Raw genomic sequence first — 13,415 nt, 5'->3', positions numbered from 1 at the left:
CCTCGTCTCCGGTCGCTCACACCAGTTCTCCACGTCCGAACTTCTGCCAATCCGACGGTATGGCGGGGTGGCCGGTCGCCGGCAGGGCCGGGTGGCCCGGGCCGGCCGGGCCCAGCGGCCCTACGCCGCTGCCACGCACGACTGCAGGATCAAGGTGTGGAGACAGCGCACGGGACGACGGATCGGGGCCGGATCGCGGTCGGCTTCGACGGATCGCCGGCGGCGCGGGCCGCACTGGCGTGGGCGCTGCGTGAGGCGGACCGCCGGCAGTCCCGGGTACTCGTCGTCACCGCCTGGCCGACCGCCGACCGGGCCACCGCCCGCCGGCGCGACGACCTGGTCACCGCGCGGTTGAGGCTGCAGCGGCGGCAACGCGACGCGGTCGCCGCGGCCGGCGCGGGCCTGGTCCCGATCCCGCCGGTCGCCACGGAGGTCGTCCTGGCCGACCCGGTCACCGCGCTGTGCCACGCGGCCGACTTCGCCGACCTGGTCGTGGTCGGTGGCGGCGGACCCGCCACCGACACCGGGGCCGTCCGCACCGGCGACGCGCTCACCGCCCGGCTCGCCCGCCGGCGCGGACCCCAACCGCCGGTGCCGGTGGTGGTCGTCGCGGCCCCCACCGAACCGGCAGCAGCAGAAGGAGGGACGGGTCGTGACCGTCAACGAACAGCGACCAGCGGCATGGCGCGGCTTCCAGGGTGACACCTGGCGGCAGCGCGTCGACGTGGCCGACTTCATCCGACACAACCACACACCGTACGAGGGGGATGCCTCGTTCCTGACCGGCGCCACCTGCCGCACCCTCCGGGTCTGGGGACGGCTGCAGGAGATGTTCGTCGAGGAGCGCAAGCGTGGCGTGTACGACGTGGACGCCGCCACCCCCGCCACCATCACCGCGCACGCCCCCGGCTACATCGACCGGTCCGACGAGCTGATCGTCGGCCTGCAGACCGACGCCCCCCTGCGCCGGGCCATCATGCCGGCCGGCGGCCTGCGGATGGTGGAAGCCAGCCTGCAGGCGTACGGCTACCAGCTCGACCCGGCGGTGCGGCGGACCTTCACCGCGCACCGCAAGACCCACAACGACGCGGTCTTCGACGCGTACCCGGCCGCCGTGCTGGCGGCCCGCCGCTCGCACATCATCACCGGGCTGCCGGACGCCTACGGGCGGGGCCGGATCATCGGCGACTACCGCCGGGTCCCGCTCTACGGCGTGCAGCGGCTCATCGCCGAACGACAGGAGCACCGGGCCGCGCTGGACGACCTGCCGTCCACCGAGGAGGTGATCCGGGACCGGGAGGAGCTCGCCGAACAGATCCGGGCGCTCACCGAGCTGACCGAGATGGCGGCCAGCTACGGCCAGGACGTGTCCCGGCCGGCGGCCACCGCCCGGGAGGCTGTCCAATGGCTCTACCTGGCGTACCTGGCGGCGACGAAGGAGCAGAACGGGGCCGCGATGTCGCTGGGCCGCACCGCCACGTTCCTCGACATCTACCTGGAACGGGACCTCGCCGAGGGCCGGTTGACCGAGATCGACGCGCAGGAACTGGTCGACGATTTCGTGATCAAGCTGCGGATCATCCGGTTCCTGCGGACCCCCGAGTACGACCAGCTCTTCTCCGGCGACCCGACCTGGGTGACCGAGGCGCTCGGCGGGATGGCCGGCGACGGGCGGACCCTGGTGACCCGTACCAGTTTCCGGTACCTGCAGACCCTCTACAACCTCGGTCCGGCGCCCGAGCCGAACCTGACGGTGCTCTGGTCGCCGGCCCTGCCGGCCGGGTTCAAGCGGTTCTGCGCCCAGGTCTCCCTGGACACCAGCGCCATCCAGTACGAGAACGACGACCTGATCCGGACCCGGTTCGACGACGACACCGCGATCGCCTGCTGCGTGTCGGCCATGCGGGTGGGCAAGGACATGCAGTTCTTCGGCGCCCGCGCGAACCTGGCCAAGGCGTTGCTCTACGGGATCAACGGCGGCCGGGACGAGATCACCGGCGAGCAGGTGGCGCCGGCGACGCCGCCGGTGGGAGGCGAGGAGCTCGACTACGACGAGGTGCTGGCGGCTTACGACCGGGTGTTGGACTGGCTCGCCGACACCTACGTCGACGCGCTGAACGTCATCCACCGGATGCACGACCGGTACGCCTACGAGCGGATCGAGATGGCGTTGCACGACTACCCGGTTCGCCGCTTCCTGGCCACCGGGATCGCCGGGCTGTCGGTGGCCGCGGACAGCCTGTCGGCCATCAAGCACGCCAAGGTCAAGGTGCTGCGCGACCAGACCGGCCTGGTCACCGACTATGTGGTCGACGGGGAGTTCCCGTGCTTCGGCAACAACGACGAGCGGGTCGACCAGATCGCGGTCTGGCTGGTGCGTACCTTCATGGCCAAGGTGCGGCGGCGGGCCACCTACCGGGCGGCCGAGCCGACGCTGTCGGTGCTGACCATCACCTCGAACGTCGTGTACGGCCGGCACACCGGCCACACTCCGGACGGCCGCCGGGCCGGTGAACCGTTCGCGCCAGGGGCGAACCCGATGAACGGGCGGGACCGGCACGGCCTGGTCGCCGCAGCGCTGTCGGTGGCGAAGCTGCCGTACGACGAGGCCCGGGACGGCATCTCGCTGACCGGCACGGTCACCCCGGACGGGCTCGGGCACGACCGGGACGAGCGGATCACCAACCTGGTCGGGGTGCTGGACGGCTACACCGACGCGGGTGGTTTCCACCTCAACGTCAACGTGCTGGATCGGGCCACTCTGCAGGACGCCATGGCGAATCCGGAGAAGTACCCGCAACTGACCATCCGGGTCTCCGGGTACGCGGTGAACTTCGTCCGGCTCACCCCCGAGCAGCAGCGCGACGTCATCGCCCGGACCTTCCACGGGCGGACGTGATGTCGGCCCAGCGGGTGGCTGGCGAGGTCACCGGAGCCGTCCACTCCTTCGACCTGTCCACCGGAGTGGATGGTCCGGGTACCCGGTTCGTGGTCTTCTTGGCCGGCTGCCCGCTGCGGTGCCAGTACTGCCACAGCCCGGACACCCGGCTGCGCCGCAACGGCACGCCGACCACTGTCGACGCGCTGGCCGCGGAGATCGACCGGTACCGCCGGTTCATCGCGGTGGCCGGGGGCGGGGTCACGGTCAGCGGTGGTGAACCGCTGATGCAGCCCCGGTTCACCACCGAGCTGCTGCGTCGCTGCCGGGACGCCGGCCTGCACACCGCGCTGGACACCTCGGGCGTGCTGGGCGCCCGGGCCGACGACGCGCTGTTGGACGTGACGGATCTGGTGCTGCTCGACATCAAGTCCGGCGATCCGCGGACCTACCGGCGGGTGACCCGGACCGGTGAGCTGGCACCGACGTTACGGTTCGGGCGCCGGCTCGCCGGCCGGGGAATCCCGATCTGGGTACGGTTCGTGCTGGTTCCGGGGCTCACCGACGAGCCGGCGAACGTGGCCGCGGTGGCCGACCACGCCGCCGCCCTGGACACCGTCGAACGGGTGGAGGTGCTGCCGTTCCACCGGCTCGGCGCGCCCCGGTACGCAGCCCTCGGCCTACCGTACCCGCTTGCCGGCACCGCGCCTCCGGACGCCGCGCTGCTGGACCGGGTCCGGTCCCAGTTCCGCGACCGCGGCCTGACCGTCTACTGAGCGCCGGTCAGGGCCACTCCCCGTGGTTGCAGTTGACCAGCCGACCGGTGGTCGCGGAGCCGCTGGAGTTGGCGACGGTCACCCCCAGTTGGGTGGGCTGACTGCAGCCGAGGGTGATCCGGTCCAGGTTGTCCCAGCCCGAGATCGGGCTTCCGCGCAGGGTCCACCGGATCTGGACCGGGGTGGATGAGCTGTAGGTGACGCCGCAGACGATCGTCCGGGCGCCGGAGTCGCAGTGCATGGCGGCCGTCGGTGGCGTCGTCGCGGCACCAGCGGCCAGGCCGGTGGCCGGCGGTGCGACGACGGCGGCCACCACCACCGCCGATGCGGCCGTCAGGACTCTTCGGAGCATTCCTCGGGGCATCTGTCGTCGCCTACGTATCCATGACTGAGCGGTAGCTCGACGATCGGTTGCCGCGGCCGGCGGGTCAACGCGCCGCCGGCGAGATGCCCGCCTTTCGAGGGATTCGGCTACGTCATATCGCAGCCGCGTTGCCGCTTGCCGCATCGGCAGCCGTCCCCGGGGAAGGGCTGCGGGATCACGCAACGATGGGCATCGAATGGGTCACGGGGATGCCGGCACCCGGGGACGGCTGATTCGATGGAGCAGGGCTTGGAGGTTCGATGCAGGAAACTTCGGACAGGCTGGTCTTCGGCGCGGCGATCCCGTCGATCACCCGGTGGGGACACACCCCGGATGCCGACCTCATCTATCGAGCACTGCTGATGCTCGGTCCGCGACCGGCCGGGGAACTGGCGCGGACGCTGGGACTCTCCCCCCGGCGGGTCTCGGTCGCGTTGCATGAGTTGTCGACGGTCGACGCGGTGAGCATCCGGGTCGACCCGGGGCGTCGCGAGACGCGCTGGGTCGCCCGGCCGCCGTCGACGCTGCTGGAATCGCTGCGGAGCACCCGGCGACCCGGCCCGGCCAGCACGGCGGCGGTCCGGCCGGCCCCCGGGACGGCCGGTCCGACCGCCGCCGTGCTGGCGGCCGACGGCCGGCTCGGGGACGGCCTGGCGCACCTACCGAGCCGCACGGCCGCCCGGCGCCGGCTGGCCGAGTTGGCCCAGGCCACCCGCCACGAGCACCTGGCGATGAACACCGAGATCGTCTTCGACGCGCCGTCGGCCCGGTCGGCCGTGCCGGTGGACCGGACGCTGCTGGACCGGGGGGTGCGGATGCGGGTACTGGGCCGGCAGAATCCCGACGAGCCGGACCCGCTCATCCACCACGGGCGACGCCCCGAGGAGCACCGTCCGGACTACCGGCAGGCGCACGTGGTGCCGATGAAGCTCATCGTCGTCGACCGGCGGATCGCGCTCTTCCCGGTCGCGCCGCACGACTTCGCCCGGGGCTATCTGGAGGTGAGTCAGGCGCCCGTGGTGGCGGCCCTGGTCGGCCTCTTCGAGCGCGAGTGGGACGCCGCCCAGCCACGGCAGGAGGGCCAGATGCCGCAGATCATCCTCGACGACCGGGAAAGGGCGCTGGTGACCCTGCTCGCCCGGGGCCACACCGACGCCACCGCGGCCCGCGAACTGCACGTCAGCCCCCGAACGGTGAGCAACATCCTGCGGTCGTTGATGGACCGGGTCGGGGTGGAGAACCGCTTCCAGCTCGGCCTGGCGCTGGGGGCCGCCCGGGCGGTACCGCCGGGAGCGCCACCCGGACGGCCCGACACCGGCACCGTCGAACCCCTGGCAGGTGCCTCATGACGTCCGTCGCCAGTCGCCTGGTCGCCGCCGCGCTCGGCCTCGTGCTGGCCGGCGGCGCGGCACCGGCGCACGCCGTGGCGGAGCCGCCCGCCCAGACCCTCTGGTCACCGGTGTCCTGCGCGACCGGTGAGTTGACCGCCCACGTCAACGGCCCCAGCGAGGTCTGGGTGTCGGGCTGGATCGAGCCGTGTCGGCGGAACGGCCCTCCGGCACTGGGCACCTTCTCGGTCGGCTACTACCTGTCCACCCGCACCGCGGCGCGGGGCCGCGAACTGGTGTACGACAGCCCAACCGGCCCTACCCCCTTCGGCGGCCGATTGCAGAACGGCTACTTCTCCCAGTTGGTCGCCGTCTGCCTCACGTTCAGCGCCACCGGGCGGGTCGCCTGCCTGGCCGTCGAACCCACGGCCGACTGGGTCACCGTCGTACCGATCGGGACCGACGACCCCAGGGTGGCGATGCCGCTCCCGCCGCCGCCATCACCAAGCCAACCCGGCCAGAACCCCACCTGCGGGAACTGCGTCTGACCCGGGGTGTGGTGGGCCGCACCGACACCTTAGGATAGCCATACCTAAGGAGTGAGGAATGACGCAGACCGCCGCACCCCAGAGCAGCACCCACCCGTTCCGTGTCTTCGCAGTGCGGGTCGGGCGGCTGCGCCGGTTGAGCCCCAGCTTCCTGCGGGTCACCTTCACCGGGCCGGAGCTGCGCGACTTCGCCGACAACGGTTTCGACCAGCGGATCAAGCTGATCGTGCCGCTGGCCGACGGTGCCCTCGACCACCTGCCCACCGGCCCGGACTGGTACGCGCTCTGGCGGGACCTGCCGGCCGACCGGCGCAACCCGATCCGCACCTACACCGTCCGCGCGGTCCGGCGCGAAGCCGCCGAGGTGGACGTGGACATCGTCCTGCACGGCGACGCCGGCCCGGCCTCCCGGTGGGCCAACCGGGTCACCGCCGGCGACCGGGCCGCCCTGGTCGGGCCGGACGCCCGGTTCCCCGGCCCGCACGGCGGGGTCGAGTTCCGCCCGCCACCGAAGGCCGACGCGGTGCTGCTGGCCGGCGACGAGACCGCCGTACCGGCGATCGCGGCGATCCTGGAGCGGCTGCCCCGCGAAACCCGGGGCGAGGCGCTGCTGGAGGTGCCGGCCACCGGCGACGCGTTGCCGGTCGACGGGCCGCCGGGGATGACCGTCCGGTGGTTGCCGCGCGACGGCGGCGCGCCCGGCAGCCGACTGGTTCCCGCGGTCGAGGAGGCCGCATCGCGGCTGCTGGCCGATGAGCCGTCCCGGCCCGAACAGCAGCTGTCCGACGTGGATGTCGACACCGACATCCTCTGGGAGGTCGCGACCGACGCGCCGGTCGTCGGCGCCGCCGGACTCTACGCCTGGCTGGCCGCCGAGGCCGGGGTGATCAGGACGCTGCGCCGGCACCTGGTGACGGAGTGCGGGGTGGACCGCCGCGCAGTGGCGTTCATGGGTTACTGGCGGCTCGGCCGGGGCGAACAGAACTGAGGGCGCACCGAGCGCCGACTGACGGGCCGACCCGAAGGAGGCCGGCTGCGCCGACGACCCCTGGCTGGACAGCCTCGATACCTCCGCCGTGCTGGTCGACGATCAGGTGGTCGGTGTCGTCGAGTTGCGCTACTCGCCGTCCTGCGGGACCGGCTGGCCACGGTTCCTTCCGGCGGCACCGGGTCAGGCCGATCTGCCGCCGGACACCCGGGTCCACGTCGGCATGGTCGACGGCGTCGACCCGCGCCGGTGGACCGACTTCGAGATGGACTACGCGGGCCTGTCGGTGTACGGGGACATGCTGATCAACGTGACGTCGTGCGTGGCGGCCACCGCGTACTTCTCCGGTCCGGGATGGCGGTCAGCCGCGGCCCGCACCGGCTGCTACCGAGGCAGGACCCGAGTCCCGGTGGCGACCGGCTCCGGCACCTCGCCGACCAACCTCACCCGGAGCCGTTCGGCCAGCCGTACACCCTGCTGACCCGCAGCCGGACGGTCAGCCGCCGGTCGGCGACCATCACCGCGCGGTAGTCGTCCCAGTCGGGGTGTTCGCCCTGGACGCCGCGGTACACCTCGACGAGTTCCTCGACGGCGTCGTCGTCGGGGTGGGCCGCCGGGCTGGACAGCTCGGCGGTGCCCTCGGCCACCGCGTAGGCCGACCCGTCGCCGGTGGTGACGTAGAAGCTGGCCCGGGGGTCGCGTCGGAGATTGTGCACCTTCGCCCGGTCGCTGGTGGTGGAGAGGCGGATGAGGTGGGTGTCCGGGTCGGCCAGGTAGTCGACGTTCGACAACTGGGGCCGGCCGTCCCGCTTGAGGGTGACGAGCACCCCGCGGCCGGTGCGGCCGACAAGGGCCCAGAGTTCGGCGCTCACCGGCGCCTCATTTGTTGACATGTCACCAAGATAGGAGCGCGATTGGTGACATGTCAACGAAGGGCTAGGATCGGTTCATGGACGAAGCCCGGTGGCTCGACGAACGCGAAGACCGCGCCTGGCGCGGCTACCGCCGGATGCGCGCCCTGCTGGATCTGCGCCTCGCCCGTGACCTCGACCGGGAATCCGGCCTCTCCGAGGCCGACTACGACGTGCTCTCCACGCTCTCCGAGACCGACGGGGACCGGCTGCGCCTCACTGAGTTGGCCGCGCGGCTACTCTGGTCGACCAGCCGGCTCTCCCACCACGTCACCCGGATGCAGAATCGCGGGCTGGTCGCCCGGCAGGAGTGCCCGGACGACGCCCGAGGCTCCACCGTCGCCCTCACCCGCGACGGCCGGCGCGCCATCGAGGACGCCGCACCCGGCCACGTCGCGTCGGTGCGGCGGAACATGATCGACCTGCTCACCCCGGCCGAGCTCACCGCCCTGGACGCGCTGAGCCACCGGGTCGTCGCCCACCTCACCGCCGCGGACCCTGGTCCGACCGGAGACCGCCGGCCGTAGCGCGGCGTCTACGGCAGCGTCGCCGGAGCGTACGGCGGCTGGGCACCCGCGGAGCGCGCGGACCGAACATGCTGCGGATCCATCGCGACGATTGGCGGGCCTGCCTGACCGACCTGACTGTCGATCGCTACCGGGGCCAGGCGGCGAAGCGCCGGCGAATCAGCGCGATCGCGCTCCGATCCGGCTGGTACGGAAGGAACGCCTCGTCCGGTAGCCGGTCGAGTCGCCGCCCGACCAGCGGTACGTCCTCGTCGGCCATTCCGGGATCGGCCCTTCTCGCCATCGCCAGAAGGTCAGCCGGCCGGTACGTGTCCAGTACAGCGGCCACATCGACGTAGTCGCGTTCCCGGGCCCGATCCACCAGGGCCACCACCTTCCAGGCGAGCAGGTCAGTCAGGTCGACCACCGGGCCAAGATCCATGGCCACCGGCCGGCGGAGCCGGGACTGACAGGCCAGGGTCAACCGGACAACACGGCCGCCCCGGTGCAGCTCCCATTCCAGAACGTGCTGATCCAGATCGGACACCAACGCGGACTCCGCGTCATCGACGACGGGGATCACGGTGAAGCCCGCCGCTTCCAGGGCCGCCGGAACCACCTCGGCCGCAGCCGCGACGCCCGACTCGATGTCCGTGAACGCATCGACATCCTCGGTCGGCCGGTCCACCACACCATGCACGACCAGGGCAAGTCCGCCGCCCAGTGCAAAGCCATGCTGTTCGGCGACGGCGAGAACGATGCGCGCGACCTCGGTGTAGAGCGGGTCGGGTTCCGCCATCAGGCAACGGTCGGCAGGCGCCGTAGCACGTGGTGACGCTCCTCCCATGCCCGGCGAACGCCCCGCGGCAGATAGAGCTCGTCCCAGACCCGGATCAGGGTCACCCGGTCCAGCCAGGCCCGCAACTCGTCCGCGCGGATCGCCTCGGTGAGCACCGTCTCGTACGTCGACCTGAGCTGCCACGACTGATCGAGATCGACCACCCGGTCGGGTCGCCACAACAGGCGATGGGGCAGCTCGATCAGACCGTGGGTCGGCCCGACCAGCTCGGCGAGGTCATCGACCACCACGGCGAGCCGCCCGGGCCTCGACCGGTATGGCGACGCTGTGCGCTGGGTGACGGTGGCCACGTTGCCAGGATACCCAGGCCGGGCCTGATGCCGGCATAGCCTCGGAGTCATGACACAGACGGACGGCACGATGCGCGCGGTCGCCTACGACAGCTACGGCAGCACCGAGGTGCTGAGCGTGACCCGCCTGCCCAGACCGAAGGTGGCGCCCGGCGAGATCCTGATCCGGGTGCGCAGCGCAGGGGTCAATCCGGTCGACTGGAAGCTGATGGCCGGCGGGCTGGATGCACTGATGCACACGGTCTTCCCGGTGGTGCCGGGCTGGGACGTGGCCGGGGTGGTCGAGGCGGTCGGCCCCGACGTGCCGGAGTTCTCCCCCGGCGACGAGGTGTTCGCCTACACCCGCCGTGACTACGTGCACGGCGGGACGTTCGCCGAGTTCGTGACCGTCGCGGCCGGCGCCGTCGCGCCGAAACCCACCTCGCTGAGCTGGGACGAGGCTGCCGGCGTACCCCTGGCTGGTTTGACCGCCCGACGGACCCTGACCCGGCTCGGGGTGGACGACAACACCGTCCTGCTCATCCACGGCGCGGCCGGCGGGGTCGGGGTGTTCGGCGCGCAGTTGGCCAGGGTCGCGGGCGCCCGGGTGATCGGCACCGCCTCGCCGGCCAACCACGAGCGGCTGGCCGGGTACGGCGTCGAGCCGGTGGCGTACGGCGACGGGCTCGCCGGCCGGGTCCGCGCGCTGGCGCCGGACGGGGTGACCGCGGTGGCCGACTTCGTCGGCGGGGTTCTCGACACCACCCTGGCGGTGCTGGCCGACGGCGGTCGACACGCCTCGATCGCGGACCCGACCGTCGGAACCGCGGGTGGCGACTGGATCTGGGTACGCCCCGACGGCGCCGGCCTGTCCGCCCTGGCCGAACTCGCCGACCAGGGCCGGTTGACCGTGCCGGTCGCCGAGGTGTTCCCGCTGGCAGAGGTCGCGGAGGCGTTCCGGCTCAGCCAGGCGGGGCACACCCACGGCAAGATCGTCATCAGGGTTTCCGAATAAGTCGTCGGCGTCGGGAGGTGTAGCCGCGGCGAACGGTGGTACCGGGCAAGCATGGAGCTGACCGCCGCCACCACCATCCGTAAACCGGTAGCCGACGTCTACACCTTCTGGCGCCGACTGGAGAACCTGCCGACCTTCATGGCGCATCTCGACGAGGTGCGTACCACCGGCGACCGCACCAGCCGGTGGACGGCGACCGCGCCGTTCGACCGGACCGTGAGCTGGGACGCGGAGATCACCGAAGACGTTCCGGACGACCGGATCACCTGGCGCTCGACCGGCGACGCGGACGTGCCGAACTCGGGCACGGTCACGTTCACTCCCGCCCCCGACCCGGCCGGCACCGAGGTACGGGTGCACCTCGCCTACGACCTGCCGGCCGGGCCGCTCGGCAAGGCGGTCGCGAAGTACTACGGCGAGGAGCCGCACCAGCAGCTCGACGACGATCTGCGCCGGCTCAAGCAGGTGCTGGAGACCGGTGAGGTGATGCGCTCCGACGGGGCGCCGGGCGGCAAGCAGGCCCGCCAGGAGTTCCCGCAGCGCCCGGCCCAGCCGTTGGCCAAGGACGAACTTCTCCAGGAGGTACGGGCATGAGGGCGAACACCTGGGCCGGGCGCAACAAGGTCGAGGTCCGGGAGGTGCCCGACCCGAGCATCCTGAACCGCCGGGACGCCATCGTCCGGGTCACCTCCACCGCCATCTGCGGCTCCGACCTGCACCTGGTGGACGGTTACGTGCCGACCATGCAGGACGGCGACGTGCTCGGGCACGAGTTCATGGGCGAGGTGGTCGAGGTGGGCGCCGACGTCGACCCCGGCCGGCTGCGGGTCGGCGACCGGGTCGTGGTGCCGTTTCCGATCGCCTGCGGCGCCTGTGCCGCCTGCGCCGCCGAGCTCTACTCCTGCTGCGAGAACAGCAACCCCAACGCCGGCATCGCGGAGAAGCTGTACGGCCACCCGGTCGCCGGGATCTTCGGCTACTCGCACCTGACCGGCGGGTTCGCCGGCGGACAGGCGCAGTACGTCCGGGTGCCGTTCGCCGACGTCGGGCCGTTGAAGATCGAATCGGACCTCACCGACGAGCAGGTGCTGTTCCTCTCCGACATCCTGCCCACCGGCTACATGGGGGCCGAGATGTGCGACATCCGGCGCACCGACGTGGTGGCGGTGTGGGGGGCCGGGCCGGTCGGCCAGTTCGCGATGGACAGTGCCCGGCTGCTCGGCGCGCACACCGTCATCGCCATCGACCGGGAGCCGTACCGGCTGGAGATGGCCGAGCGGGCCGGGCACCTGCCGATGAACTTCGAGGAGGTCGACGTCCGGTCCAGGCTGCTGGAGCTCACCGGCGGACGCGGCCCGGACAAGTGCATCGACGCGGTCGGCATGGAGGCCACCCACGGCAGCGCGCACGTCAGTGTCTACGACCGGGTGAAGCAGGCGGTGCGCTCGGAGACCGAACGCCCACACGCGCTGCGCCAGGCGATCACCTCGTGCCGCAGCGGCGGCGTGGTCTCGGTCATCGGCGTGTACGGCGGATTCCTGGACAAGTTCCCGGCCGGCTCCTGGATGAACCGGTCGTTGACGCTGCGCACCGGGCAGTGCCACGTCCAGCGGTACCTGCGGCCGCTGCTGGAACGGATCGAACGCGGCGACCTCGACCCGACCCGGATCATCACCCACACCCTGCCGCTGGACGAGGCCGCGCACGGCTTCGACATCTTCAAGAACAAGCAGGAGAACTGCCAGAAGGTGGTGCTGAAGACGTAGCGCACCCGCGCCGCGGGCCGATGGCGGCGGCTTGCCATGATGACGCCATGCCACCGGACGTCGACGAATCGTGGGATCTCATCCTGAGCTGGCTGGGCCGGCACTCCCCCGCCGAGGCCGCCCTGCTCCGGCCGCCGGCGGACCCCCGCGACATCGACGCCGCCGCCCGCGCCGTCGGCGCGGCGCTGCCCGCCGACCTGGTCGCCTGGTGGCGCCGGGCCGACGGCCAGGCCGGCAAGGGCCAACTGCTGCCGTCGCTGTACTCGCCGTACCCGGTCCGGGAGGCTCTGCACAGCCGCGACATCTGGCTGACGGCCTGGAACCCGGCCGCCGCCGGACCGGACCCGGACCGGTTCGCGGCCTGGGTGTCCGAGCTGGACCGGGCGCCGGCCGGCACGCCCTGCGCGGGCGCCTGGCTGCCGAGCTGGCTGCCGATCGCCGGGGACGGCGGCGGCGACGACCTCTTCGTCGACCTGCGACCGGGGCCGGCGCACGGCTGCGTACGCGAATTCCGGCGCGACAGTGGCGCGTCGGACGCGGTGTTGTGGCCTGGTGTGGCGGCGATGCTCGCCGAGGTCGCCACGGCGTTGCGGCGCGGCGTCCCGATCCGCGGCGACCGGCAGATCTGGGTGTACGACGACGGCAGCATCTGCTGGGACAGCGCGGTCGGCCGCTGGTCGGCCGGCGGCAGCGCGCTGGTGCTGGTGCACCGGCTACGCGAGCGGTACGCCGAGGTGGTCACGGAGGTCCGCACCGGCGGGTTCGGCGCGCCCGAGGGGACCTGGCCGGCGGAGTTCATCGCCGCGCACGTGGCCCGCAACACCGAGCTGCTGATCGCTACGACGGAGGCGCTGCTGGCCGGCGATCCGGAGCCGGTCTACGACAACTCCGACGCGATGGACCCGGCTACCCTGCACCGGTACGCCGCCGCCGGTCTCGGCGCGCTGGCCGACCAGATCTCGTTCCTGGGCTCCCGGCTGTGCGAGTTGGCCGAGCCGCTGAACCGGGGGCGGCCGGTCGCGCACGTCCGGATCGTCGACCACGGCCAGGTGATCGTGGACGGACGGCAGGGGTGGCTCGGCGTACTCAACGCGCTGTGGAACCGCCAACTGCCGATCCGCGCCCGGCAGCTGCGGGCACTGCGCCGATAACCACCTCCCGGGCAGCTCGTTGCTCCTGCCTGCGGGTCACTGGCGCGCTGCCGGCC

15 protein-coding genes and 1 pseudogene are annotated in these 13,415 nt (G+C 72.3%); 12 read left to right on the top strand and 4 right to left on the bottom strand.

Features of this window, described 5'->3' with window-relative positions; all coding sequences use genetic code 11:
- The first annotated feature begins 156 nt into the window (after positions 1–156).
- Genes O7627_RS16655 through pflA form a run of 3 tightly spaced genes read left to right on the top strand, consistent with a single transcriptional unit; the run spans position 157 to position 3,654 of the window.
- Positions 157–702: a universal stress protein gene (locus O7627_RS16655; protein WP_278094433.1), complete on the top strand. Its 546-nt coding sequence runs from the start codon at positions 157–159 to the stop codon at positions 700–702.
- On the top strand, positions 653–2,899 hold the full coding sequence (gene pflB, locus O7627_RS16650) for a formate C-acetyltransferase (protein ID WP_278094432.1): 2,247 nt from the start codon (positions 653–655) through the stop codon (positions 2,897–2,899). The genes O7627_RS16655 and pflB overlap by 50 nt, the downstream gene beginning before the upstream one ends.
- Entirely contained in the window at positions 2,899–3,654 is a 756-nt protein-coding gene (gene pflA / locus O7627_RS16645) for a pyruvate formate-lyase-activating protein (RefSeq protein WP_278094431.1), read from the top strand. Before pflB ends, pflA begins: the two co-directional genes overlap by 1 nt.
- Before the next feature lie 7 nt (positions 3,655–3,661).
- On the opposite strand, the gene O7627_RS16640 is transcribed toward pflA, so the two are convergent.
- Positions 3,662–4,006, bottom strand: coding sequence for a hypothetical protein (locus O7627_RS16640; protein WP_278094430.1), 345 nt, complete (start codon positions 4,004–4,006; stop codon positions 3,662–3,664).
- A gap of 272 nt (positions 4,007–4,278) precedes the next feature.
- On the opposite strand from O7627_RS16640, the gene O7627_RS16635 reads away from it, so the two are divergent.
- The 4 genes and pseudogenes from O7627_RS16635 to O7627_RS16620 all read left to right on the top strand — a co-directional run.
- Positions 4,279–5,367: a helix-turn-helix transcriptional regulator gene (locus O7627_RS16635; protein WP_278094429.1), complete on the top strand. Its 1,089-nt coding sequence runs from the start codon at positions 4,279–4,281 to the stop codon at positions 5,365–5,367.
- Positions 5,364–5,894, top strand: coding sequence for a hypothetical protein (locus tag O7627_RS16630; RefSeq protein WP_278094428.1), 531 nt, complete (start codon positions 5,364–5,366; stop codon positions 5,892–5,894). Before O7627_RS16635 ends, O7627_RS16630 begins: the two co-directional genes overlap by 4 nt.
- Positions 5,895–5,952: 58 nt before the next feature.
- Entirely contained in the window at positions 5,953–6,882 is a 930-nt protein-coding gene (locus O7627_RS16625; RefSeq protein ID WP_278094427.1) for a siderophore-interacting protein, read from the top strand.
- Between the two features lie 40 nt (positions 6,883–6,922).
- Positions 6,923–7,363, top strand: a pseudogene (locus tag O7627_RS16620) (DUF2690 domain-containing protein); the annotation flags it as partial.
- Here the strand turns inward: O7627_RS16620 and O7627_RS16615 are convergent.
- Positions 7,326–7,775 (bottom strand): PPOX class F420-dependent oxidoreductase, encoded by a 450-nt coding sequence (locus O7627_RS16615; protein WP_278094426.1) that lies wholly within the window; start codon positions 7,773–7,775, stop codon positions 7,326–7,328. The pseudogene O7627_RS16620 and the gene O7627_RS16615 sit on opposite strands and share 38 nt — an antisense overlap.
- Before the next feature lie 56 nt (positions 7,776–7,831).
- On the opposite strand from O7627_RS16615, the gene O7627_RS16610 reads away from it, so the two are divergent.
- On the top strand, positions 7,832–8,320 hold the full coding sequence (locus O7627_RS16610) for a MarR family transcriptional regulator (protein ID WP_278094425.1): 489 nt from the start codon (positions 7,832–7,834) through the stop codon (positions 8,318–8,320).
- Positions 8,321–8,447: 127 nt separating this feature from the next.
- Here the strand turns inward: O7627_RS16610 and O7627_RS16605 are convergent, their stop codons facing one another.
- Complete coding sequence (locus O7627_RS16605) at positions 8,448–9,098, bottom strand: nucleotidyl transferase AbiEii/AbiGii toxin family protein (RefSeq protein ID WP_278094424.1); 651 nt, start codon at positions 9,096–9,098, stop codon at positions 8,448–8,450.
- Entirely contained in the window at positions 9,098–9,448 is a 351-nt protein-coding gene (locus O7627_RS16600) for a hypothetical protein (protein WP_278094423.1), read from the bottom strand. The genes O7627_RS16605 and O7627_RS16600 overlap by 1 nt, the downstream gene beginning before the upstream one ends.
- A 49-nt stretch (positions 9,449–9,497) precedes the next feature.
- On the opposite strand from O7627_RS16600, the gene O7627_RS16595 reads away from it, so the two are divergent.
- From O7627_RS16595 to O7627_RS16580, 4 genes are read left to right on the top strand one after another with little or no spacing between them, the layout of a single operon-like run.
- Positions 9,498–10,442, top strand: coding sequence for an NADP-dependent oxidoreductase (locus O7627_RS16595; protein WP_278094422.1), 945 nt, complete (start codon positions 9,498–9,500; stop codon positions 10,440–10,442).
- A 51-nt stretch (positions 10,443–10,493) separates the two neighbouring features.
- Complete coding sequence (locus O7627_RS16590) at positions 10,494–11,036, top strand: SRPBCC family protein (RefSeq protein WP_278094421.1); 543 nt, start codon at positions 10,494–10,496, stop codon at positions 11,034–11,036.
- Positions 11,033–12,208, top strand: a complete 1,176-nt coding sequence (locus tag O7627_RS16585; RefSeq protein WP_278094420.1) for a zinc-dependent alcohol dehydrogenase — start codon at positions 11,033–11,035, stop codon at positions 12,206–12,208. Before O7627_RS16590 ends, O7627_RS16585 begins: the two co-directional genes overlap by 4 nt.
- A 47-nt stretch (positions 12,209–12,255) precedes the next feature.
- Entirely contained in the window at positions 12,256–13,359 is a 1,104-nt protein-coding gene (locus O7627_RS16580) for an SMI1/KNR4 family protein (RefSeq protein WP_278094419.1), read from the top strand.
- Positions 13,360–13,415 lie beyond the last annotated feature (56 nt).

Origin of the sequence: Solwaraspora sp. WMMD1047 (assembly GCF_029626155.1) — a bacterium.
Taxonomy (GTDB): Bacteria; Actinomycetota; Actinomycetes; order Mycobacteriales; family Micromonosporaceae; genus WMMD1047.
Note: the sequence above shows the minus strand (reverse complement) of the source record. Positions and strands in the feature narration are given on the sequence as shown.

Bases quoted from the DNA above. Each gene is read 5' to 3' on its own strand.
- O7627_RS16630 (WP_278094428.1), top strand. From the start codon at position 5,364: ATGACGTCCGTCGCCAGTCGCCTGGTCGCCGCCGCGCTCGGCCTCGTG.
- O7627_RS16595 (WP_278094422.1), top strand. From the start codon at position 9,498: ATGACACAGACGGACGGCACGATGCGCGCGGTCGCCTACGACAGCTAC.
- pflA (WP_278094431.1), top strand. From the start codon at position 2,899: ATGTCGGCCCAGCGGGTGGCTGGCGAGGTCACCGGAGCCGTCCACTCC.
- O7627_RS16605 (WP_278094424.1), bottom strand. From the start codon at position 9,098: ATGGCGGAACCCGACCCGCTCTACACCGAGGTCGCGCGCATCGTTCTC.
- O7627_RS16625 (WP_278094427.1), top strand. From the start codon at position 5,953: ATGACGCAGACCGCCGCACCCCAGAGCAGCACCCACCCGTTCCGTGTC.
- O7627_RS16640 (WP_278094430.1), bottom strand. From the start codon at position 4,006: ATGCTCCGAAGAGTCCTGACGGCCGCATCGGCGGTGGTGGTGGCCGCC.
- O7627_RS16590 (WP_278094421.1), top strand. From the start codon at position 10,494: ATGGAGCTGACCGCCGCCACCACCATCCGTAAACCGGTAGCCGACGTC.
- O7627_RS16580 (WP_278094419.1), top strand. From the start codon at position 12,256: ATGCCACCGGACGTCGACGAATCGTGGGATCTCATCCTGAGCTGGCTG.
- O7627_RS16585 (WP_278094420.1), top strand. From the start codon at position 11,033: ATGAGGGCGAACACCTGGGCCGGGCGCAACAAGGTCGAGGTCCGGGAG.
- O7627_RS16615 (WP_278094426.1), bottom strand. From the start codon at position 7,775: ATGTCAACAAATGAGGCGCCGGTGAGCGCCGAACTCTGGGCCCTTGTC.
- O7627_RS16610 (WP_278094425.1), top strand. From the start codon at position 7,832: ATGGACGAAGCCCGGTGGCTCGACGAACGCGAAGACCGCGCCTGGCGC.
- O7627_RS16635 (WP_278094429.1), top strand. From the start codon at position 4,279: ATGCAGGAAACTTCGGACAGGCTGGTCTTCGGCGCGGCGATCCCGTCG.